General features: G+C 69.8%; 16 protein-coding genes. All 16 read left to right on the plus strand.

All coding sequences use genetic code 11. The features are described 5' to 3' along the window. The first annotated feature begins 14 nt into the window (after positions 1-14). On the plus strand, positions 15-1,958 hold the full coding sequence (gene asnB, locus VEW47_15360) for an asparagine synthase (glutamine-hydrolyzing) (protein ID HYS06559.1): 1,944 nt from the start codon (positions 15-17) through the stop codon (positions 1,956-1,958). Next, positions 1,958-3,643 carry a glycosyltransferase family 4 protein gene (locus VEW47_15365; GenBank protein ID HYS06560.1) on the plus strand — a complete coding sequence of 562 codons (1,686 nt, stop codon included), beginning with the start codon at positions 1,958-1,960 and terminating at the stop codon, positions 3,641-3,643. Before asnB (VEW47_15360) ends, VEW47_15365 begins: the two co-directional genes overlap by 1 nt. Beyond that, the gene (locus VEW47_15370; GenBank protein HYS06561.1) at positions 3,634-5,700 is read left to right on the plus strand and encodes an alginate lyase family protein; all 2,067 of its coding nucleotides are present in this window, start codon (positions 3,634-3,636) and stop codon (positions 5,698-5,700) included. The genes VEW47_15365 and VEW47_15370 overlap by 10 nt, the downstream gene beginning before the upstream one ends. Beyond that, positions 5,697-7,928 carry a bi-domain-containing oxidoreductase gene (locus tag VEW47_15375; GenBank protein HYS06562.1) on the plus strand — a complete coding sequence of 744 codons (2,232 nt, stop codon included), beginning with the start codon at positions 5,697-5,699 and terminating at the stop codon, positions 7,926-7,928. The genes VEW47_15370 and VEW47_15375 overlap by 4 nt, the downstream gene beginning before the upstream one ends. Beyond that, positions 7,925-9,124, plus strand: a complete 1,200-nt coding sequence (locus tag VEW47_15380) for a glycosyltransferase (protein HYS06563.1) — start codon at positions 7,925-7,927, stop codon at positions 9,122-9,124. Before VEW47_15375 ends, VEW47_15380 begins: the two co-directional genes overlap by 4 nt. After that, the gene (locus VEW47_15385; protein HYS06564.1) at positions 9,121-10,326 is read left to right on the plus strand and encodes a glycosyltransferase; all 1,206 of its coding nucleotides are present in this window, start codon (positions 9,121-9,123) and stop codon (positions 10,324-10,326) included. The genes VEW47_15380 and VEW47_15385 overlap by 4 nt, the downstream gene beginning before the upstream one ends. Beyond that, positions 10,323-11,576 carry a glycosyltransferase gene (locus VEW47_15390; GenBank protein ID HYS06565.1) on the plus strand — a complete coding sequence of 418 codons (1,254 nt, stop codon included), beginning with the start codon at positions 10,323-10,325 and terminating at the stop codon, positions 11,574-11,576. The genes VEW47_15385 and VEW47_15390 overlap by 4 nt, the downstream gene beginning before the upstream one ends. Further along, a complete protein-coding gene (locus VEW47_15395) occupies positions 11,573-12,583 on the plus strand; it encodes an MraY family glycosyltransferase (GenBank protein ID HYS06566.1) in 1,011 nt (336 codons plus the stop codon). The genes VEW47_15390 and VEW47_15395 overlap by 4 nt, the downstream gene beginning before the upstream one ends. Before the next feature lie 12 nt (positions 12,584-12,595). Beyond that, complete coding sequence (locus tag VEW47_15400) at positions 12,596-13,945, plus strand: FAD-dependent oxidoreductase (protein HYS06567.1); 1,350 nt, start codon at positions 12,596-12,598, stop codon at positions 13,943-13,945. A 24-nt stretch (positions 13,946-13,969) separates the two neighbouring features. After that, on the plus strand, positions 13,970-15,877 hold the full coding sequence (gene asnB / locus VEW47_15405) for an asparagine synthase (glutamine-hydrolyzing) (GenBank protein HYS06568.1): 1,908 nt from the start codon (positions 13,970-13,972) through the stop codon (positions 15,875-15,877). Then, positions 15,877-17,157 (plus strand): glycosyltransferase family 4 protein, encoded by a 1,281-nt coding sequence (locus VEW47_15410; GenBank protein HYS06569.1) that lies wholly within the window; start codon positions 15,877-15,879, stop codon positions 17,155-17,157. Before asnB (VEW47_15405) ends, VEW47_15410 begins: the two co-directional genes overlap by 1 nt. An 84-nt stretch (positions 17,158-17,241) precedes the next feature. Then, positions 17,242-18,198 carry an ABC transporter ATP-binding protein gene (locus VEW47_15415; GenBank protein HYS06570.1) on the plus strand — a complete coding sequence of 319 codons (957 nt, stop codon included), beginning with the start codon at positions 17,242-17,244 and terminating at the stop codon, positions 18,196-18,198. Then, positions 18,182-18,949 (plus strand): ABC transporter permease, encoded by a 768-nt coding sequence (locus VEW47_15420; GenBank protein ID HYS06571.1) that lies wholly within the window; start codon positions 18,182-18,184, stop codon positions 18,947-18,949. The genes VEW47_15415 and VEW47_15420 overlap by 17 nt, the downstream gene beginning before the upstream one ends. After that, on the plus strand, positions 18,950-19,813 hold the full coding sequence (locus VEW47_15425) for a tetratricopeptide repeat protein (protein HYS06572.1): 864 nt from the start codon (positions 18,950-18,952) through the stop codon (positions 19,811-19,813). A gap of 25 nt (positions 19,814-19,838) precedes the next feature. Beyond that, on the plus strand, positions 19,839-20,657 hold the full coding sequence (locus VEW47_15430) for a prepilin peptidase (protein HYS06573.1): 819 nt from the start codon (positions 19,839-19,841) through the stop codon (positions 20,655-20,657). Then, a complete protein-coding gene (locus tag VEW47_15435) occupies positions 20,654-22,615 on the plus strand; it encodes an ATP-binding protein (protein HYS06574.1) in 1,962 nt (653 codons plus the stop codon). Before VEW47_15430 ends, VEW47_15435 begins: the two co-directional genes overlap by 4 nt. Positions 22,616-22,742: the final 127 nt, after the last annotated feature.

Below are 22,742 nucleotides of genomic sequence, written 5' to 3' on the forward strand. Positions count from 1 at the left end.
GACGGAGTCGGGCGGTGTGCGGCATCTGCGGGGTCTTTGAGTTCGGCGCGAACGCGCGGAAGGTCGAGGAGGCGGCTCTCATCCGGATGCGGGACACCATGACGCACCGCGGTCCTGACGACGCCGGCATCTACATCTCGCCGGATGGCCGCGTCGGTCTCGGTCACAGGCGTCTTTCGATCGTGGACCTGTCGCCGGCCGGCCGGCAGCCGATGTCGAACGAGGACGGCACCGTCTGGATCACCTTCAACGGCGAGATTTACAACCACGCCGTGCTCCGTGCCGAGGTCGAGAAGAAGGGCCACACCTACCGGTCGCGCACCGACACCGAGACCCTCGTACACCTCTACGAGGAGGAGGGACCCGGCTTCGTGCGCCGCCTGGAGGGGATGTTCGCCATCGGTCTGTGGGACGCGCGCAAGGGGGAGCTCCTCCTGGTGCGCGACCGGGTCGGGATCAAGCCGCTCTACTACGCCGTCCTCCCCGGAACGGTCCTGTTCGGCTCGGAGATCAAGGCGATCCTGACCCACCAGCGTGTGTCGCGTCGGATCGACCTCGCCGCTTTCTACCACTACCTGACGTTCATCGCCGCGCCGGCGCCGCGCACGCTGTTCCAGGGGATTCACAAGATCCCCCCGGCCACGTGCGTGACGATCGATCGGGAGGGAGGAATCCGCTCGGAGACTTTCTGGGACCCGCTCGAGGTCCCGCCGGAGCAAGGGGCGCCCTACGAGGACGGGGAGTTCGCCGCGGCGCGCATCCGCGACCTGCTCGCCCGGGCGGTGGAGAAGCGCATGATGGCCGATGTGCCGTTCGGCGTGTTCCTGTCGGGCGGGCTCGATTCTTCGGCCAACGTGGCGCTCATGGCGCGCGTGATGGATCGCCCGGTGCGCACGTTCTCCGTCGGCTTCAAGGATCAGCCGACGTACAACGAGTTCGACTATGCGCGCAAGGTCGCGAAGCTGTTCAAGACCGACCACCACGAAGTGGAGATCGGATCGCGCGACCTGCTCGATTTCATGCCCGAGCTCATCTTCCACCAGGACGAGCCGATCGCGGACTGGGTGTGCGTCCCTTTGCACTACGTGGCGCGCCTGGCTCGGCGGACCGGCACCATCGTGGTGCAGGTCGGGGAGGGGAGCGACGAGCAGTTCTTCGGTTACGAGCATTACATGCGCTCGTACAGGAACCACGCGCGCTACTTCAGACCGCTGATGCGCCTGCCGCGCAACGTCCGCGGTGCGATCTACGATGCCGCCCGCGGCCTGGCCTTCCTCCTGCGACGGGGGGGCGAGCGTCTCGATCTGCTGCGCTCGGCGGCGCGCGAAGAGACGTTCTTCTGGGGCGGGGCGATCGCGTGGCGCGAGGCCGAGAAGCGCCGTCTCCTGTCCCGCGACGCCCGTCTGCGGATCGACGGCCTGAACTCTCACGATATCGTGCTCGAGATCGACCGGCGCGCCCGTGAGCGCCTCGGCGACGACGACTTCGGGAAGCGCATGATCTATCTCGAGCTGCACAATCGCCTGGCGGAGCTCCTGCTCATGCGGGTCGACAAGATCACCATGGCCTCGTCGGTGGAGGCGCGCGTGCCGTTCCTGGATCACGCGCTGGTGGAGTTCACCATGCGCCTTCCGACCGACCTCAAGATCCGCGGAGGACAGACGAAGTATCTCCTGAAGAAGGCGATGACCGGGATCCTGCCGGACGAGATCATCCACCGCCCGAAACAGGGGTTCGGCGCGCCGGTCAAGGAGTGGCTGCGCGGCGAGCTCTACGGCGAGGCCTTCTCGGCCGTGATGCATTCGCGGATGCGGCAGGAGAACCTCCTGGACTACGACCACGTGGAGCGGCTGTTCCTGGCCCATCGGGCCTCGGCACGGGACCACTCGTGGCACCTCTGGACGCTGTACAACCTCAGCCGGTGGTACGACCACTGGATCGCGCGGGAGGCTGCGTGATGCCCTCCGTCCTGAAACGGGTGATCGAGGAGACACCTGTGACTCGCGCGCGGACCGGCGTCACGCGCGCCGCCGTCCTGCTCCTGGTGCGGGACGTCCCGGGGACCGAGCGCGCGCTCGAGACGCTGCTTCCCGGGCGCGCCGTCCTGCCCGTGCGCCGGGAGGACATCAGCACTCTCGGTCCCGTCGCCCTGGCGAGGTTTCTCAGGGCTCTCGGGGCCGACGAGATCGTGATCCTGGTCGACGATATCGACACCCACGAATCGATCGGGAGACTGCAGGCCCTCCTGGCGCTGCCCCTGGCGGCGCGGCGCCGGCTCGTCGACAGGAGCGGGCGCGCGCTGGACGTCTCGGCAGGACGCTTTCTCGTCCGGGACGTGCCGTTCCTCCTCGCCGGCTGCGCCGCCACCTCCGTGGCCCTCCTGCGCACCGGGTTCCGGCTGCGCCGGCTCCTGCGCGCGGCGCGGCACGCGCCCCGCCCCGCGGCCTCGAGGCGCGTCTGCTACCTGCGCACCGATCTGTGGAGCGGTGTCGCGGCGGGGGGCTCGGTCGGGCACACCGAGGGGGTCGCCTCGGGGCTCCGCGCCCTGGGGTGCGACGTCGACTTCGTCGCCACCACCCGGCCGGCGGCGATCGACCCGGCCCGCCACGAAATCCACGTCGTGCCGCCGCGCCGTCTCTACGCCGCCCGCCGCGAGCTTCCGGCGGTGGCGCACTCCCTGGTCTTCGAGACCGGGGCCGCGGCGTTCCTGGCGCGGCGCCCGGCCGGACTGCTGTACCAGCGGTTCGACCCGGCCAGCCACGCGGGGGTCGCCCTGTCGAGGACCATCGGACTGCCGCTGGTCCTGGAATACAACGGATCGGAGGTCTGGATCGCCGATCACTGGGGCCGGCCGCTCCGACACCGCCGGCTGTTCGAGAGGATCGAGGAGGTCAACCTGCGTCACGCCGACCTCGTCTCGGTCGTGTCGGAGCCGCTCCGGGACGGACTCCTGGCGCGTGGTGTCGCGGCGGATCGCGTCGTCGTCCTGCCGAACGGCGTCGACGTCGAGCGCTACCGCCCCGACATCGACGGGAGGAAAGAGCGGCAGCGGCACGGTGTCCCGGACGGGGTGGTCGTCGGCTTCATCGGGACGTTCGAGGCGTGGCACGGGGCCCCGGTCCTGGCGCGGGCCGCGGCGCGCGTGCTGGCGGAGCGCGCGCAGGCTTTCTTCCTGTTTGTCGGCGACGGGCCGCAGCGGGTGGCGTGCGAGACGTTCCTGAAGCGGAGCGGTCTGTCCGCCCGGGCGGTCTTCACCGGTCTCGTGCCCCAGGAGGAGGGACCGCGGCACCTCGCCGCGATGGATATCCTGGTGGCGCCGCACGTGCCGAACGCCGACGGCAGTCGCTTCTTCGGATCGCCGACCAAGCTGTTCGAGTACATGGCCATGGGAAAACCGATCGTCGCGAGCCGGCTGGAGCAGATCGCGGAGGTCCTGGACGACGGACGGACCGCTCTCCTCGTCCCGCCCGCCGACGAGGAGGCGCTGGCGAGGGCCGTCGTTCGTCTCATCGACGACGCCCCTCTGCGGGCGTCCCTCGGTGCTTCGGCCCGGATCCGGGCGGTCGAACGGCACACCTGGCGGGCGCGCGCCGCCGTCCTGGCCGCGAGGCTCAAGACCATGGGGCTCGTCGCATGGAGCTGAGCCGGGCTCTCAGCGCTCCGTTCGAGGCGGCGCGCGACCTGCGCCGGTGCGTCGGGCGGGCGGTGCGCCGCTTCCGTGACACGGCCCGGCTGTCCACGCCCTCGGAGAACGGTCTCCTGGGGGACCTGGGGGGGAGGTTCGGCACGTTCGACGAATTCCTGGCCGCCGCCGCGCGCGACAGTGGAAGCCTGCCGGTCGTCGATCTCCCGCGTCCTTACGCGGCCTCGTTCTTCGCGAACGAGGGCGGGGGGAGGCGGGACCGCATCCTCCGGGAGGCCGACGCGGCCCGGGCGCACCGGTTTACGCTTCTGGGCTCGGGTGCTAGAGACCTCGGGCCCCGGCTGCCCTGGCACGCGGATTTCAAGTCGGGACGGTCGTGGGACAAACGCGCCTACTTCGAGGACCTGCGTGCCGGGCTGGAGCAGAGCTTCGGACAGGGGGCCGACGTCAAGGTTCCGTGGGAGCTGTCGCGATTCCAGCACCTGCCGCTCCTGGGCCAGGCGCTCTGGCTCTCGGGAAACAGACAGTACTACGAGGAGTTCCGGGGCGAGGTGGTCGATTGGATCGCGGAGAACCGCCCGGGTCGGGGGGTCAACTGGACCTGCACCATGGATGTCGCCATCCGCGCGGTGAACTGGGTCTGGGCCTGGGTCCTGTTCCGCCCGGAGATCCTGGGGGACCGTCCGTTCGCGTCCCTGTTCCTGCGCTCGCTGTTCGTCCACGGACGTTTCATCGCCGCCAATCTCGAGAACGGGCATCCGGTCACCTCGAACCACTACTTCGCCGACCTGGTCGGGCTCCTGTTCCTCGGCACCCTGTTCCGCGGCGCCCCCGAGGCGGACGACTGGAAGGGCATGGCCGTGACGGAAATCGCGCGCGAGAACGAGCGGCAGACGCTGCCGGACGGAGTCGATTTCGAGGCCTCGACCGCGTATCACAGGCTCATGACCGAGATGGCGCTGACGTCCCTGCTGCTCCTCGAACGGGCCGGCTTCCGGCTGCCGGCGATGCGCGCGCGGGTGCGCCGCATGGTGGAGTACATCGCGCACTACACCAAGCCGGACGGGCGGGCGCCGCAGATCGGCGACAACGACGACGGCCGGCTGCAGATTCTCGGGGACCACGATGCCGACCGGCGCGATCACCGGCACCTCCTCGCGGTCGCCGGGTGCGTCTTCGACGATGACGCCCTGTTCGGTCTGGCGGGTGACCGCTGGGAGGAGGCGTTCTGGCTCTTCGGGGAGGACTGCGCGCGCCGTCTCGAAAGGCGGAGCCGGGCTTCGCGCGTGACCGTCACCGGGCGCCACTTCCAGTCGGCCGGGACCGTCGTGCTGCGCCACGACGATCTGTACGCGTTCCTCGACGCCGGGCCGGTAGGCCTGGAAGGGCAGGGGACGCACGCACACAACGACACCCTGGCGGTCGAGATCCAGGCCTTCGGACGCGACCTGATCGTGGACCCCGGCACCGGCACCTACACTCCGGATCTCGTCCTGCGGGACCGGTTCCGCTCGACCTCGTTCCACAACACCGTTCGCGTCGACGGCGAGGAGATCAATCCCATCCCGAAGACGCCCTTCGTGCTGCCGGGCACCGACCGTCCGCGCGTGCTCCGCTTCGAGTCGCGCGCCGGTTTCGACCTGGTCGACGCCCTGCACCACGGGTACACCCGTCTCCCGGATCCTGTGGTGCATCGTCGCATCGTGCTCCTCAACAAGAGGACGCGCCGGTTCGTCATCGAGGATCGCCTGGAGGGACGATCGAAACACCGCATCGAGTGGTTCTTCCATCTGGCGCCTCAGTTCAACCCCGCATTCCCGCCGTCCGGGCCGCCGGAACGCTTCGTCGCGGACGAGGTCGAGCTCGAGCTCGCGCCGATCGCCCTCCCCGAGGGGGCGCGCGCGCATCTCGAGGAAGGGCTGTTCTCGGCCGGGTACGGGCGGCTGGAGCGGGCGCCCGTCGTTCGCTACGACTGGACCGGAGAGCTTCCGATCATCGGTCGGTTCAGCCTGGAGGCGCGCCGTCGCGACCGCGCCGGCGAAAAGGAGCGTCCGTGAGGCAGGTCCTGCTGAGGCGCGGGAGGGCGGTGGTCGAGGAGGTTCCCGTCCCCTCCGCCGGGCCGGGCACGGTCCTGGTCAGGACGGCGTGGTCCGTCCTGAGCGCCGGCACGGAGCGGGCCGCCCTGCGCTCGGGCGAGGCGTCGACGCTCCTGGAGCGCGCCGCCGATCCGTCCACCTTCGCCCGGGCCATCGAGCTTTTGCGTCGCGAGGGGGCGGCCGCGGTGTGGGACAGGGTGCGCGCGGCGGGGGAAGGGGAGGAGATCGCCCCCGGCTATTCCGCCAGCGGCATCGTGCACGAGGCGGGACCCGGGGTCCTCGATCTCCCGCCCGGAACCCGCCTGGCCTGCGCCGGGGCGGGACGCGCATCGCACGCCGAGTGGATCTGCGTGCCGCGCAATCTGGCGGTGAGCGTGCCCGAAGAGGTGCCGCTCGACGAAGCGGCGTTCACCACGCTGGGATCGATAGCGCTTCAGGGGGTGCGGCGCTCGGGGATTCAGATCGGCGAGTGCGCCGTGGTTCTGGGGATCGGGCTCATCGGACTCCTGACCGCCCAGATCCTCCGGGCCGCCGGGGCGCGGGTCGTCGCGTTCGATCCGGATCCCGCCCGCGCGGCGCGCGGCCGCTCGCTGGGATTCGAGGCGTACGACTTCGCGGCTCGCGACCCGACCGACGAGGTGGCGCGGGCGAGCCGCGGTCTTCTCGCCGACGCCGTCCTGGTCTGCGCGCACTCGAGCGCCCCGGAGACGGCCAACCTGGCGATGCGCCTCGCGAGGAGGAAAGGACGGGTGGTGATCGTCGGTGACGTCCGCCTGGATCTGGATCGGTCCCTGATGTACGAGAAGGAGCTCGACCTGCTCATCAGCACCTCGTACGGTCCGGGCCGGTACGATCCGTCCTACGAGGACAAGGGGACCGACTACCCGGCGCCGTACGTCCGGTTCACGCTCAACCGCAACATGATCGCCTTCCTCGACCTGGTGCGCGACGGCCGTGTGGCGGTGCGTCCGCTCATCGACCGCGTCTTCCCGCTGCAGGAGGCGGCCGCCGCGTACGAGGAGATCGATAGGGACGCTCCCGCGGGCAGGCCGATCGGCGTCCTCCTGCGTTATGCCGCGGCGGCCGGAGCGGGGGAGGCGGGCGGCGAGGCGGCGGGCGCCCGTGCGGAGCCCGGTTCCCGGGCCGCCGGTGCGCCGGCGCCCGTGTCCCGTTCGTCCAGATACAGCGCCGCGCCGGCGGCGTTCGACCCGCTTCCCGCCGGAAGGTCGGAGGCCGGGGTCGGGATCTGCGGCGCCGGCGGCTTCGTGAAATCGGTTCACCTGCCGCTCCTGAAACGGGCGCCGGGGCTCCGGCTGCGCGGCGTCGCCACGGCATCGCCGCTCAACGCGCGGCAGACCGCGCGCCGCTTCGGAATGGCGCTCGCCACGACCGACCTTCAGGAGATGCTGCGGGACGACACGATCGACCTGGTGCTGGTCGGGACTCGGCACCACCTGCACGCGTCCCAGACGCTCCAGGCGCTGCGAGCCGGAAGACACGTCCTGGTGGAGAAGCCGCTCTGTCTCGATGAGGCGGAGATCGAACCGATCCTGGAGGAGGCGCGCCGGACGCGGCGTCTTCTGGCCGTGGGATTCAACCGACGGTACAGCCCGCTGGTGAAGCGGGCGGACGAGATCCTGTCGCGGCTCCCCGGCCCCACCTTCCTCGTGTACAGGGTCAACGCCCTGGCGCTGCCGCCCGATCACTGGGTCAACGACCCCGCGCAGGGGGGCGGGCGGATCCTCGGGGAGTGCTGCCATTTCCTCGACCTGATCCTGCATCTCACCGGCGGCGGTCCGGTGCTCGAAATCCAGGCGACGGCGCTGCCCTCGGACGGCGCCCTCGTGGTGCAGGGGGATTCGTTCGCGGCGCTTCTCGATCTCCCCGGCGGCTCGCGCGCCGTCCTGGCCTACACGGGCCTGGGGGACGCGGGTCTCCCGAAGGAGCGCCTGGAGATCTTCAAGGGCGGCGCCGCGATCGTCCTGGACGACTTCACGCGGCTCGAGGTCGCAGGCAAGCCCGGCGGCTCGCTCGACCTGGGCCGGCAGGACAAGGGGTTCGCCCGGCAGTGGGAGCAGATCGGCCGGGCGCTCCTGGGCCAGCCCCACGAGGTGATCGGTCTCGAGGAGATCGGGGCCGCCATGCGCGCCACCTTCGCGCTCGGACGGGCCGTGCGGGGTCAGACATGAACGTCCTGATGTGGGAGTCGTTCGCGCCGGGCGCTCCGATCCGGGTCGGCGGGCACCACTATGCCGAGCGATTCGTGCGCCGGGGTGATCGCGTCGCCTGGTGCGTCGGCCCCGTGTCGCCCGTGAACCTCGTCAAGCGGAACGACGAGACCCGAAGACGTCTGCGCCTCTACCGGCGGGGCGGGGAGTCGCTTCAGAAGGGACGCCTGTTCGCCTACGCACCGATGACGCTCCTGCCGTACAGACCCTATCCCCTCTTCGATCGCCCGCTCATGCACCGCCTGACTCTGCGGGCCACCGTGCCGAGGCTCAGGAAGGTCCTGGCCCGCGCCGGATTCGAGCGGGTCGATCTCCTGTGGATGTCGACCGGCAGCCCGTTCCTGGCGCTCCTCGACGAAGTGCCGCACACGGCGGCCGTCTATCGAATGAGCGACGACACCGCGGCGTTTCCGGACACGCCGCGGAGCTTCCCGATTCTCGAGACGGAGATCTGCCGCCGCGCCGACCTGGTCGTGGCGACGGCCCGGCGGCTGGTGGCCCGGGCCCGCGAGAAGGGAGCGCGGCGCGTCCTCCATCTGCCCAACGCCTGCGATCCCGGGCCGTTCGTGGCCGGCGGCGCCGAGCCGGAGGACATCCGGACCGCCGCGCGACCGCGCGCCGTCTACGCGGGGGCGATCGATGGCTGGTTCGACGTGGCTCTCCTCGTGGACACGGCGCGCCGCCTGCCGGGGTGGACGTTCCTGCTCATCGGCCCGCAGCGGGCCGACCTGTCCCCTCTGCGGGCCCTCTCGAACGTGCGTCTTCTCGGGCCCCGCCCGTATGCGGATCTGCCGGCGTACCTGAAGGCGTCCGACGCGGGGATCGTCCCCTTCGCGCTGAACGACCTGACGCATTCCATCCACCCTCTCAAGGTGTACGAGTACTGCGCCGCGGCGCTGCCCGTGGTCGCGACACCGATGGAGGAGACGGCCGCCATGGGGGCGCCGCTCCGTCTGGCGAAGACGGGGGAGGATTTCGCGCGCGCCCTCCAGCAGGCCCTCGCAGAGGACCAGGGCCCGCGCGGCGAGCAGGCGCGGGCCGAGCGCGTGGCGTACGCCCGACGCAACAGCTGGGACGGACGCTTCGAGATCCTGGAGGGCGCGCTCGCCTCCCTGACCGGGCGACCTGTGGCCCGGGCCGCGGGAGGGGTGGCGTGATCGCCACGCTGCGGAGGGCCGAAGCCGGGAGGAGCCCGACACTCGACTCCCCGGCCGCGCGGGGAGACCGCGATGTCCGTGTCCGGGTCCTGCATGTCCTGGCGACGCTCCTTCCCGGCGGCTCGGAAATTTCCGTCTTGCGGCTGGTGGCGGCCCTCGACACGACCCGATATCTCGTGCGCGTGGCCTGCCTCCGCGGAGAACCGCTCCTGGCGGACGAGTTCAGGGCGGCGGGAGTCGAGGTGGTGCGGTTCGGGATGCGTGGCAAGTTCGATCCCGGCTGCCTGCTCCGGTTGCGGCGGTACGTGGCCCGGGAGCGCATCGACATCGTGCATACCCACCTGGATCTGGCGGACTTCTACGGGGCCCTGGCCGGTCGTCTCGGCGGTGCGCGCGGTGTCGTGGCGACCAAACACGCCCCGGACGAGTTCCGGACCCGTCGCACCTGGAAGCGCTACCCCTTCCTCCTTCTCGAGCGGCTGGCGTACGAGATGGACGACGCGGTCATCGTTGTGTCCGAGGGGCTGCGTGCCTTTCTCGAGAAGGTGGAGCGCCTGCCGAGGCGCAAGATGGTCGTGATCGGCCATGGTATCGAGGCGACGCCCCACCCCGCGACGCGGGGGGAAGCGCGGCGCGCCCTGGGCCTCCCCTCGCACGGCCCGCTGATCGGCGCGGTCGGGCGACTGTCTCCCGAGAAGGGGCAGGGTTTTCTGATGCAGGCCCTGCCGGCGATTCTCGCGGCGTTCCCGCGGGCGGCCTGCGTCATCGCCGGGGAGGGACCCTCACGAGCGGCCCTCGAGGAGGAGTCGCGCCGGCTGGGAATCGGAGACCGGGTCGTTTTTCTCGGATTTCGCCGCGACGTGCCGATGGTGCTCGCGGCGCTCGACCTGTTCGTGCAGCCGTCGATCTACGAAGGGTTCGGTTTGAGCCTGCTCGAAGCCATGGCGGCGGGGCTGCCCGTCGTCGCCAGCCGGGTCGGCGGGATACCGGAAGTGATCGAGGACGGCCACACCGGCATCCTCGTACAGCCGCAGGACCCCGCGGCCCTCGCCGGGGCGGTCGTGCGGCTTCTGGGGGATACGGAGGGGGCGCGGCGGCTCGGTGAGTCCGCGGCGAACCGCGCCCGCGAGAGATATTCCCTGTCGCGGGTCGCGCAGCGCGTGGACGACCTGTACCGCGACATCCTGGCGAGGCCGCGATGAGCGCGACGCTTCCCCTGCAAGCGCCGCAGGCCCCCGGTCCCGGGGTGGCGGCCGCCGCGCGCCCGGCGCCGGCCCACCACGCCGGCCGGCCGCGCGTGCTGATCCTGACGGTGGGGTTCACGGTCGGCGGAGCGGAGCAGCTGATCCTGACCACGGCGCCGCGCCTTCAGCGCGACGGCTTCGAGGTGACCGTCGCCTGCCTGAAGGGATGGGGAATCCTCGGCGACGAGCTAGACGCGCGCGGCGTGCGGGCGATGGCGCTCGGCGCGAAGGGAGTCTGGGACCTGCGGGTCTTCGGGCGGCTGCTTTCGATCCTGAGGCGCGAGCGGATCCAGATTCTCCGGAGCCATCTGTACTGGGCCAATCTCGTGGCGCGCGTCGTCGGACGTCTCGCCTCGGTCCCGGTGATCGTCACGGCGCACCACGACACGTTTTCCTGGATGCGCTGGCACCAGCGCCTCGCCGAGCGTCTGACGGCTCCGATGTCGGATGCGATCACGACCTGCTCCGAGTCGGTGCGGCGCGAGGCGATCGAGACGTTCGGACTGAGGTCCGGCCTGGTGCGCACGCTCCGCAACGCCATCGAGCTGCCGGACTCCATTCCCGAGCAGGCCGTCCGCGAGCGTGTGCGCCGGGAGCTGGGGGCCTCCGCCGACGATCTCCTGATCGGCACGCTCGGAAGGCTCATCGAGCCCAAGAAGGGGCTGGCCGTCTTCCTCAAGGCGGCACGCCTGCTGTCGCGCGAGCTGCCGCGCGTCCGTTTCGCGATCGTCGGCGAGGGACCGGCGCGCCCCTCCCTCGAGGCGCTCGCCGCGCGCGAAGGGGTGAGTCACTGCACCGTGTTCCCCGGGTTGCGCCGGGACGTCCCCGAGATCATGCGCGCCTTCGACCTGCTGGTGCAGCCGTCCCTGTGGGAGGGGTTCGGGCTGACGCTGGCGGAGGCGATGGCGGTGGGCACGCCGGTCGTCGCCAGCCGGGTGGGCGGCGTCCCCGAGGCGGTCGTGGACGGCGTGACCGGTCTTCTGGTGCCGCCCGGTGATGCGCAGGCGCTGGCATCCGCATGTGCCTCGATTCTCGGGGATCGCGTACGCGCCGCGCAGATGGGGCGGGCCGGAATCGACAGGGCCCGCGCCGAGTTCGGAATCGAGAGACTGGTGCGGGAGATCGAAGACCTGTACCGGGAGCTCCTGGACCGGGACCGGGCCGGTCACGACAGCGGCACGGCCGCGGGACGGCGGGGTGCCCTGTGACCGGGTGGCTCCTCGGCTGCGGCCTGGCGTTCGCGCTGGCCCTGGTGATTTCCCTCTATACAACTCCCCTGATGAGGGCGGCGGCGCTGCGCTTCGGGATAGTCGACCGGCCGGACGGGCGGCTGAAGACACAGGCGCAACCGGTTCCGTACCTGGGCGGGCTGGCGATCTTCCTGTCGTTCCTCCTGGCGCTGACCGCGACCAGGCGATTCGATTCGACCGAGGTGCTCGGAATGCTCCTGGCCGGCGCCATCGTCCTGATCCTGGGGCTCGTCGACGACCTGGGTGTCCTGACGCCCGGGATCAAGCTGGCCGGGCAGGTGGTCGCGGTGCTCACGCTGATCAACGCCTCGGTGTACATCAAGCTCGGGTTCCTGTGGCCGCCCCTGGCGATCGTGCTGTCGTTCCTCTGGCTTCTCGGGATCACCAACGCCTTCAATCTCATCGACATCATGGACGGCCTGGCGGCCGGTGTCGCGGCGGCCGCGTCGTTCATCCTGTTCCTGATCGCGGCGGTCAACGGCCGCCAGACGTATGCCGTCCTGCTGGCGGCCCTGTGCGGCTCGCTGTGCGGCTTCCTTCGTTACAACGTTGAGCCGGCCCGGATCTACATGGGGGACACCGGGAGCATGTTCGTGGGGCTGATGCTGGGGGCGCTGTCGATGAACAACTCCTACACGCGCCGGAACCTCGCCGCCGCGGTCGCGCCTGTGATCGTCCTGGGCGTGCCGATCTTCGACATGCTGTTCGTCATGTACGTCCGATTCCGGCGCGGTCTCCCCGTGTTCCTGGGGAGCCCGGACCACTTCGCCCTGCGTCTCAGAAAATGGCGTCTGAGCACGCGACAGACGGTCCTGCTCTCCTGGGCCGCCACCGCGGTCCTCGGGGTCCTGGCGATCGTCATGATGCTGTCGCCGACCGATGTGGCCGTCCTCCTGCTCGCGGCGATTTTCCTCGGCGCTCTCGGCCTCGGGCTGTTTCTGCGGCGCATCGACATGTCTTTGTGAGGGGGTGATCGGGTGAGCGCGAAGTCGTACCCCGTCGTCATCCTGGGGGCGGGTCTGACGGGTCTTTCGGTCGGCTATCACCTCGGCGCGCCGAGCCTGATTCTCGAGCGCGAGGAGGAGGTCGGCGGCCTGGCCCGCACCCACGCCGAGGAGGGGTTCACCTTCGACTGCACCGGCCACCTCCTGCACCTGCGCGACAAGCGGGTCGCGGGACTCGTCGACCAGATCCTGCCGGGGGCCTTCGCCCGTCACGAGCGGCGGGCGCTCATCTTCTCGAAGGGTGTGTACACCGCCTACCCGTTCCAGGCGAACCTGCACGGCCTGCCGCTCGAGGTGGTGAAGGAGTGCATCGCCGGGTTCGTGCGGGCGGAGGTCCGGCGCGCCGCCGAGGGGGAGCCCGACCTCGAAACGATCGGCTTCCGCGAATGGGCCGAGCGCACGTTCGGCGCGGGGATCGCGGACCACTTCCTTCTGCCGTACAACGCCAAGCTGTGGCGCACCGATCTGGACGAGATCGAATGCGGCTGGGTGTCCTGGTCGATCCCGCGTCCGACTCTCCAGGAGATCCTGGACGGCGCCTTCGGCGCCACCGTGCGGGGGCTCGGCTACAACCCGATGTTCCTGTACCCCCGTCAGGGGGGCATCAGCGTCCTGCCCGAGGCGTTCGCCCTGCGCGGGCCGGAGGTGCGGCTGGGCCGGACGGTCACGTCGGTGGACGCGCGCGCGCGCGAGGTTCACCTCTCCACCGGCGAGGTGGTCGCATACGAAAGGCTCGTCTCGACCATTCCGCTCGACCGCCTGCTGCGCATCACACGCGGACTGCCTTCCGACCTGCCGCGCATCGGCGAGGGGTTGCGGGCCGTGAAGGTCCTGAACATCAGCCTCGGCGTCGACCGTGACGCGGTGTCCGGAGCGCACTGGATCTATTTCCCCGAGAAGGAATACTCCTTCTACCGGGTCGGCTTCCCGGCGAACCTGTCGCGGACACTGGCGCCGCGCGGCTGCTCGTCGCTCTACGTGGAACGCTCGCTCCTGCGCGACGAGCCGTTCGACCCCGAGGAGGTCATCGAGCGTGCCGTCGACGATCTGCGCCGGGCCGGCATCCTCTGGAAGGGGGATCGCCTCGTCTACAGGCGGCTGTCGGTCCTCGATCCGGCGTACGTCATCTACGATCGCTTCAGGGCGAAGAACCTGCCGGAGGCGCACCGGGCGCTGAACGAGGCCGGCATCCTCTCGGCGGGGCGGTTCGGCTCGTGGGAGTACTCCTCGATGGAAGGGGCGATCAAGACAGGGATGGAACTGGCGGAGCGTCTGTCCGGAGCCGTTCCGGAGCGCCCGCCGGTGCTGAGGACGGGCTCGTGACGCCCCGAACGGAGGTGCGCTGACATGTGCGGCATCGCCGGCATCGCCTATCCCGACCAGAGACCCCCCGATCCGGTGGCGCTGCGGGCCATGGCCCGGGCGCTCGGGCACCGCGGCCCCGACGACGAGGGGGAGCACCTGGAGCCGGGGATCGGTCTGGCCAGCCGGAGACTGTCGATCCAGGATCTGTCTCCCGCGGGGCACATGCCGATGGCCAGTCCGGACGGCCGCGTCGTCCTGTCCTGGAACGGCGAGATCTACAATCACGTCGAGCTGCGGGAGGAGATGAAGCGGCGCGGCGTGCGTTTTCGATCGACGGGGGACACCGAGGTCCTTTTGCAGCTGTACCTGGCGCACGGGGCCGAGTTCCTGCGCCGCCTCGTCGGGATGTTCGCCATCTCCCTGTGGGACGCGAGAAAACGCGTCCTGCTCCTGGCGCGCGACCGCCTGGGGGTGAAGCCGCTGGTCTACCGTCTGGACGACGGGGGGCTGCGGTTCGCCTCCGAGATCGGGGGTCTTCTGGCGGAGCCTGGCTTTTCCCCGGCCCCCGATCCCGAGGCGATCCACAGCGTCCTCGCGCTGCGCTTCATCCCGAATCCAGGAACGGCCTTCGCCTCCATCCTGCAGGTGCCGCCGGCCCACGTCCTCGTGTACCAGGGCGGCCGGGCGCGTCTCGAGCGCTACTGGTCGCTCCCGGAGATCGTGGACGCTCCCGCGACACGTCTGCGCGAGTCCCAGGAGCGCTACCGGAGCCTGATGGACGAGGCCGTCAAGATCCGTCTGAGAAGCGACGTGCCGACGGCCCTTCTCCTCTCCGGCGGGATCGACTCGACGGCGATCGCCTATCACGTCAGGCGCAACCATGCCGGCAGCTTCCGCGCCTTCACCGTCCGTTTCAGCGAGGCGGACTACGACGAGATACCCAGGGCGCGCGCCGCCGCGGCTCGGCTCGGTCTCGCGCTGGAGGAGATCACCATCCGCGAACCGGTCCTCGATACTCTCGAGACGATCGTGGGGCACATGCAGACTCCCTTCGCCGATCCGTCGATAGTACCGTCGTGGGTCCTGGCGCGGGAGGTGTCGCGCCACGTGAAGGTCGGTCTGGTGGGGGACGGCGGCGACGAGAATTTCGGCGGGTACGATCGATACCGCGCCCATCTCCTCGCCGACCGGTTCGGCTGGCTGCCGGGAGTGGTCTCGCGGACTCCGTTCTTCGCCCTCCTCGATGCCGTGTCCTCGGAGAAGAACCGGCGCAACTATCCGGGACGGATCAGGCGGTTCCTCGAAGGATGGGAGCTGCCCGCCCGCGAGCGCAACGCCCTGTGGATGGCCAACCCCGGGGCGCGCCGGATCACCCGGCTGTACCAGCCGGACTTCGCGGCCCGGGTCGCGGGGATCGACGCGACCCGCGCCCTCGGGATGCTCCCGAACGACTGGGGCTCGGTCCGGCTCATCGACCGCGTGCTGCGCGCCGATCTCGGGCGCTACCTGCCGGACGATCTCCTGTTCAAGGCCGACATCACGTCGATGGCGTTCGGTCTCGAGCTCAGGAGCCCGTTCCTCGATCATCGGGTGGTGGAGTTCGCCGCCGCCCTGCCCCCCGGGTGGAAGGTGCGCGGTAGCGGGGGGAAGTGGTTCCTGCGGGAGGTCTACCGTGGACACATTCCCGAGAGCGTGCGCCGGGCCCGCAAGGCCGGCTTCGGGATGCCGATCGATCACTGGTTCCGCGATGGCCTCAGGGAGCCGGCGCACGACCTCCTGCTCGGGCGTGGCGCGCTGTCGCGCGAGTATCTCAGGGCCGACTCGGTCGGGGCGGTGCTGAAGATCCATCGGATGGGTCAGCGCAACTACGACGAGATGATCTGGACGCTCCTGGTCCTCGAGCTGTGGCTGCGCTCGCGGCGCGGCCGGCCGGCGCGCGAGGCCGCCTGATGCAGGGGACGATCCGGGTCTGCCACGTGATCACGATCCTCGAGCTGGGGGGCGCCCAGGACAATACCCTCTACACCGTGTCCCACATGAAGCCGCCCTTCGCGGCGTCCCTGGTGTGCGGTCCGGGGGGGATCCTGGATGAGGACGCGAAGCGCCTCGGGATCAAGGTGCGCTTCATTCCGTCGCTCGTCAGGGCCGTGCGGCCGGCGCGCGACCTTGCGGCCCTCCTGGCGCTGGTCCGGATCTTCCGCGAGGAGCGACCCGACATCGTCCACACCCATTCGTCCAAGGCGGGCATTCTCGGACGGCTGGCGGCGCGCCGGGCGCGCGTGCCGAGGGTCGTGCACACGATCCACGGGTACGGATTCCACGCGGCGCAGCCGCGATGGCAGTACCGGACGTTTCTGGCGCTCGAGCGCCTGGCGGCGCGCTTCACCGACCGCTTCATCGCCGTGTCGCGGGCCAATCTGGAGCAGGGGTTGGCGCTGGGCCTGTTCACGCCCGAGAAAGTCAGCCTGATCAGGAGCGGCATCGCGCTGCGGGAATTCGACGACGCCACGCGCGCTCCCGACGGGCCCGGGAGGCGCGGGGTCCTGCGGCGGGAGCTCGGTCTGCCGGCGGACGCGCGGCTCGTCGGCATGGTCGCGTGCCTGAAGCCGCAGAAGTCGCCGCTGACCTTCGTCGAGGTGGCGGCGCGCGTGACGCGGGAAGTGCCCGGAGCCGTCTTCGTCATCGCCGGCGACGGCGAGATGCGGCCCGCGGTCGAGAGACGCGCGGCGGAGCTCGGTCTGGAAGGACGGCTGCGACTGCTCGGCTGGCGGCGCGACGTCCCGAACGTGATGGCGTCTCTCGATGTCCTGCTGCACACCTCGCTGTGGGAGGGGCTGCCGCGCGTTCTGCCCGAAGCGATCGCCTCGGGCGTGCCGATCGTCGCGACCTCGGCGGACGGGACGTCCGACATCCTGGAGGACGGCTCGACCGGCATCGTCTGCGCCCCCGGCGACATCGAAGGGCTGGCCGGCGGAGTCCGCCGCCTCCTTCGCGACCCGGGTCTCGGACGCGTCCTGGCCGGGCGCGCCCGGGCGGTCCTGCGGGAATTCGACATCGACGAGATGGTGCGCGACCAGGAGCGCCTCTACCTGTCGCTTCACGGTGGAGGGCCGCGCGGCGCCGGAGCCCGGCCGGCTGCGACCGATACTAATAATAATGATGACGGAAGGGGGGGTGCCTCCCGGGGCGATCCCCGCGCCGCGCGCACCCGGGCGGCCGCAACTCGTTGAACAGCCGACACTTGAAAAGCCGGGCGGCATCATTATATTGAGACTTGCGGCGGGTGACCGTCCGCCCGTCTTCAGAGGTCAGCCATGGCGGTCCTCGATCTCCTCGACATTCACAAGAGCTATCGATCCCACCTGTCGATCCGCAAGTACTGGATCCTCCGAGGTCTCAGCCTGTCGATCGGGGAAGGGGAGGTGTTCGGCTTCATCGGGACCAACGGGGCCGGCAAGACCACCACGATCAAACTGGCTCTGGGCCTCATTTTTCCGGACCAGGGGTCGGTCCGTCTTTTTGGCGAGGATGCCTCGAGAGTCGAGCTCAGACGACGCGTCGGATTCCTGCCCGAGAACCCGTACCTCTACGACTACCTCACGGGGGAGGAGTTCCTCGACTTCCACGCGCGCCTGTTCGGGCTCGACAGGATCACGCGTCGGAAGCGGGTCAAGGACCTCCTGGAGCGCGTCGGCCTGGGGAACCGGGGGTACCGTCAGCTGCGTCATTACTCGAAGGGGATGCTGCAGAGGATCGGCCTCGCCCAGGCGCTCATCAACGATCCCGATCTCGTCGTGCTCGACGAGCCGATGTCGGGTCTCGACCCGATCGGCCGTCGCGAGGTCCGCGACATCATCCTCGATCTGAAGACGCGCGGCCGCACGGTCTTCTTCTCCACCCACATCCTGTCGGACACCGAGATGATCTGCGACCGGGTCGGCCTCCTGGTGAAAGGGGCGCTCAAGGCTGTCGGAACGATCGACGAGCTGGTGTCGCGCGACGTGCCCTACTGGGAGGTGGCGCTGCAGGGTGTTGTGAACGGCAACCTGCCGTGCGGCCGGATCGTGTCCCGCCGCGAGGACCGCGTCCTGGTCCGGGTCGACACACAGGGGGACCTGCACCGGCTGCTGTCGATCCTCAACGGGCAGGGGGCCCGCCTTGTGTCGGTGACACCCGCGCGCCAGTCGCTCGAGGACCTGTTCATCAGGGAGGCGCGGGCCGCCTCGGTTCCCACCGCGCGGCTCGAAGAAGGCCATGCTCGCCAGAGTTAACGCGATAGCACTCAACACGTTCCGCGAGGCCATCCGGCATCGAATCCTGTACCTTCTCCTGGTGTTCGCGGTGGTCCTGATCTCCTTCGCCCAGATCCTGTCGCTCCTGACCGTCGGGAGCGAGGAGAAGATCATCAAGGACTTCGGCCTCGCCACAATCGACGTCTTCGGCGTCCTGACGGCGGTGTTCATCGGCATCGGCCTGGTGAGCCGTGAGATCGAGAGGCGGACGGTGTACACCCTCCTGGCCAAGCCGATCCACCGTTTCGAGTTCGTGCTGGGAAAGTACGCCGGTCTGGCGCTGACGCTCCTGGTGAACACCTGTGTCATGACCGCCTGGTTTTTCCTGGTCCTGCTCATCAAGGGGATGTTCGACCCCCGCCTCGGGATCGCCGTCCTTCTCCTGTTCTTCCAGTTCCTGTTGATCACCGCGCTGGCCGTCCTGTTCTCGTGCGTGTCCACCCCGATCCTCGCGAGCGTCATGACCCTGGCGCTCTACGTGGTCGGCCACCTGCTGTGGAGCCTCGACCTTCTGGCGAAGCGTCTCCAGACCGAGACCGGCAGGATCCTGTGCCGGGTCCTGTACTACCTCCTCCCGAACCTCGGGAACTTCGACATCAAGGGGGAGATCGTGCACGGCCTGGCGATCGCTCCGGGCCGCATCGCCTGGGCCACGATCTATCTTCTGGTCTATGGTTGCGCGATCCTGTGGACCGCGTGCGCCGTCTTCGAGCGCAAGGAGCTGCAGTAGATGGCCGCCTCGTTCGTCCAGCGCCGGAGGCGGCAGATCATGGCCCTGGGTGCGCTCGCCTGCCTGCTCGCCGCGATCTTCGTGCAGGGGCGCATCGAAGGACTGAAGCCCGGCGCGACCGCCCACCCTCTCCTGTACCTCCCGTCGGGGAAATACCTCAAGGTCGCGGCGCTCGGCTTCGACGGACTCCTCGCCGATCTGCTCTACCTCTGGTCGATCCAGTTCTACGGCAGTTACGACATCAAGGACCGCTATACCTACCTGGAGCGGATCTACGACCAGGTGATCACCGAGCTCGACCCGCATTACCTCGATCCGTACCTGGTCGGGGCGCTCATCATGACGGCCGAGGCGCGCAACCCGGAGATGGCGCTCCGGCTTCTCGACAAGGCGGTCAACGCCAACCCCGACCAGTGGCTGCCTGCTTTCGAGGCCGGTTTCCTGTGCTACAACGACCTGCATGACTACACGCGGGCCGCGTCCTACTTCGAGAAAGCGCTCCGCGTCCCCGGCGTTCACCCTCTGGTGCGTCGCTTCTACGCCGAGATGTACAACCGCGCCGGCGACAAGCGGACGTCCCTCAAGGAATGGCTCGAGATCTATCAGACGTCCGACGACCCCTACGCGCACGGCATCGCCTGGAACCATGTCCACGACCTGAAGGTCGACGTGGATATCGCCGACCTGACCTCGGCCGTGGGCCGCTTCCGCGACCGCGAGAAGCGCCCGCCGCGCCACCTTCAGGAGATCCTGACGGCCGGTCTTCTGCCGGCGCTGCCGCGCGACCCCGAGGACCGCGATTACCTGTACGATCCGCAGACGGGGGCGGTCCGCTACGGCGGCGGCCTGGTCCTGGGAAGGTAGATCGGACCGCGCCGGGGTGCCGCACATGCCGAACGTAATCCTGTGGTTCTTCGTGATCGCCGCGGGCGCCTGCGTCGGCTCGTTCCTGAACGTCTGCATCCATCGTCTGCCGCGGCGACTCTCCGTCGTCCGTCCCCGTTCCGCCTGCCCCGCGTGCGGCCGGGGGATCTCCTGGCATGACAACGTCCCGGTCCTTTCGTACATCCTCCTGCGGGGGCGATGCCGTCACTGCCGGACGTCGATTTCGCCGGAGTATCCTCTGGTCGAGGCGGCGACCGCGGTGCTGTTCGCCCTGCTGTTCGCGAGGAACGGTCCGTCCCCCGCCTTCGTGCTGCAGGCGATCCTGTCGTCGGCGCTCGTCGCTCTCATCGTCATCGACGCGCGACACCAGATCCTGCCGAACGCCATCACCCTGCCGGGGATCCTCTTCGGGCTGCTCACAAGCCCGCTGCGTGCGGACACGGCGTCCCATCCCGTACGGGACGCGCTTCTGGGGTCGATCCTCGGCTACGCGATCCCCTGGACGATCAATGCCTGCTATCTCCTCTGGCAGAAGGCGCGCTCTGTGCCGAAGGAGCGTCGCGAGGACGGCATCGGGCAGGGGGACTTCAAGCTCCTGGCGATGATCGGCGCCTGTCTCGGTCCGAAGCTCCTCCTGTTCACCCTGTTCTTCGGCGCCGTCTCGGGGGCCGTCTACGGCGTCGCGATGATCCTGTTCCGCGGCTACGGCTGGAAGTCGAGGCTGCCGTACGGCGTGTTCCTGGGCGGTGCGGCGCTCCTGGCGCTGTTCGTGGGGGAGCCGTGGGTCAGGTGGTACGCCGGTCTTCTCGGGGCCGCCCGATGACCCGCCCCCTGCCGCACAGCTACGAGGGGCAGATCAAGATCTTCCTGGTGCTCCTCGTGCTGTTCCTCTCGGTCGCGATCGTCCTCGATTTCCATCTCCTGGTCTCGGCGCGCGACGCCATCCAGGAGGAGGTCGGCCGGAGGGTCGCGCTGGAGGCGGACGTCGTGCGGGCGGAGCTGGAGCGCGACCAGATGCTGCGCGGCCTGCGGGCCGAGCCCGGCACCCCCCCCTACATCCCGCCAGCGTTCCTCGACCTGATGGCCCGCCAGAAGGGGATGCTGGCCATCGAAATCCTGACGACCGAGGGCAAGGTCCTGTCCTCCTCGGACGCCGCGCGGGTCGGCAGGCCGGACCCGCTGATCGCCGGCAATCCCGCCGCGGCGGCCCGTCTGCGAAGCGGCGGCGGACTCGTGGCGCAACCCGAAAGGCTGCCACGGTCGCGCTACACCACGCTCGCCGCCTACGGCCCGATCCAGGACAGGAGCCGCGCGACCATCGCGGTGGTCCGAGTCCTGACCGAGGTCCCGGCCCTCGGCAGCGTCGCTTTCAACCTGACCCTGATCGCGGCATTCCAGGCGGCCGGTCTGGTGTTCATCCTGACGCTGGTGATCCTGTTCGCCCGCTGGCTGCTGCAGCCCTACCGGCGGCTGCTCCGGGCCGCCGTGCAGGCTCCCGGACAGGTGCCGGGGCCTCCGCCGGAGGGGGGGAAGGATGAGCCCGATTACCTCGTCGAGGCGTTCCAGGGAGTGCTCGACAAGCTGCGCGCCCAGGAGCAGGAGCTGACGCGGCTGAAGGTCCCGGCCGGCCCCGTGTCCCAGTCGACGCTCCCGGGCGACCACCTGGTGGGGGGGATGTCGAGCGCCGTTCTCGTCTTCGATCGCGGCGGCCGGCTGACCGTCCTGAACCCCGCGGCGGAGCGGCTTCTGTCGTTCGATCGGTCCGCGTCCGTCGGACGCAAGTACGGCGACCTGCTCGGCGGAGCGGAGCGCCTGATCGAGCTCATCGAGCGCAGCCTGCGCACGGGTGAGAGCCTGTCGCGTGAGGTCGTGCCGCTCACGGGTCCGGGAGGCAAGGTCACGCACCTGGGCGTCATGGTGTCGCCGATCCGCCCGGGGGACGAGGCGCAGGGGGGCCCCTCGCCGATCGAAGGAGTCCTGTGCCTGCTGGCCGATCTGACCGAGATCAAGTCCCTCCGGGAGAAGGTCGGGCTCAAGGAGAACCTGGCGGTCCTGGGGGAGATGTCGGCGGGAATCGCCCATGAATTCAGGAACGCCCTGGCGACGATTCACGGGCTGGCGCGTCTGATCCTCAAGGGGAACGGCAACGGAGCGGGGCATGCTGCAGCCCCTCGCGAGCACGCGGAGACGATCCTGCGCGAGGTGGAGGGGATCGAGAAGGTCGTGACCGACTTTCTGCGCTACGCCCGTCCGCTCCATCTGAACCTGTCGGAGGTCGATCTCAAGGAGGTCATCGACAACCTGGCGCGCGACCTGGCCGAGGACGCGCGCACGGCGGGCGTCACGCTCACGGTCGGCGGCACCTTTCCGCGCATCGTCGCCGACGAGGCGCTGATCCGCCAGGCGGTGAGGAACCTCCTCCTGAACGCCCTCGAGTCGTTCACGGCGACTCTTGCCGGAGGGGACGTACCGGCGCCGGATCCCACCGACGGGCGTCGCGTCGTCGTCCGGTGCGAGGCGATCACGGGAGGGGAGGGGGGAGTGAGGATCGTCGTGCGGGACAACGGCGCTGGGATCGCGGCGGAGGACCTGCCGCGCATCTTCACGCCGTTCTTCACCACGAAGGAGAAGGGAACCGGTCTGGGACTGGCGCTCGTGCAGAAGACGGCCGTGGTGCACGACGGCCAGGTGGAGGTGCAGAGCGAGAAAGGGCATGGAGCCTCGTTCGCCCTCGTCCTGCCGGCGCGCCCGGGAGGCGGCGCCGCCCTTCCCGATTTGTGAACGGCCGAACACGCTGTTACGTCCTGTAACAGAGCCCTGCCCGGGAACGATTCCGTAACCGCGGTCGCTTCCCGGTCACCCCGCTTAACTCCCGCAGGTGCATCACATCCCGCCGACGCATAGGCGA

It is taken from the genome of Candidatus Dormiibacterota bacterium (assembly GCA_035635555.1).
In the GTDB taxonomy this organism is placed as follows: Bacteria; Acidobacteriota; Polarisedimenticolia; order Gp22-AA2; family Gp22-AA2; genus Gp22-AA3.

Bases quoted from the DNA above. Each gene is read 5' to 3' on its own strand.
- VEW47_15365 (HYS06560.1), top strand. From the start codon at position 1,958: ATGCCCTCCGTCCTGAAACGGGTGATCGAGGAGACACCTGTGACTCGC.
- VEW47_15370 (HYS06561.1), top strand. From the start codon at position 3,634: ATGGAGCTGAGCCGGGCTCTCAGCGCTCCGTTCGAGGCGGCGCGCGAC.
- VEW47_15380 (HYS06563.1), top strand. From the start codon at position 7,925: ATGAACGTCCTGATGTGGGAGTCGTTCGCGCCGGGCGCTCCGATCCGG.
- VEW47_15390 (HYS06565.1), top strand. From the start codon at position 10,323: ATGAGCGCGACGCTTCCCCTGCAAGCGCCGCAGGCCCCCGGTCCCGGG.
- asnB (HYS06568.1), top strand. From the start codon at position 13,970: ATGTGCGGCATCGCCGGCATCGCCTATCCCGACCAGAGACCCCCCGAT.
- VEW47_15410 (HYS06569.1), top strand. From the start codon at position 15,877: ATGCAGGGGACGATCCGGGTCTGCCACGTGATCACGATCCTCGAGCTG.
- VEW47_15415 (HYS06570.1), top strand. From the start codon at position 17,242: ATGGCGGTCCTCGATCTCCTCGACATTCACAAGAGCTATCGATCCCAC.
- VEW47_15420 (HYS06571.1), top strand. From the start codon at position 18,182: ATGCTCGCCAGAGTTAACGCGATAGCACTCAACACGTTCCGCGAGGCC.
- VEW47_15425 (HYS06572.1), top strand. From the start codon at position 18,950: ATGGCCGCCTCGTTCGTCCAGCGCCGGAGGCGGCAGATCATGGCCCTG.
- VEW47_15430 (HYS06573.1), top strand. From the start codon at position 19,839: ATGCCGAACGTAATCCTGTGGTTCTTCGTGATCGCCGCGGGCGCCTGC.
- VEW47_15435 (HYS06574.1), top strand. From the start codon at position 20,654: ATGACCCGCCCCCTGCCGCACAGCTACGAGGGGCAGATCAAGATCTTC.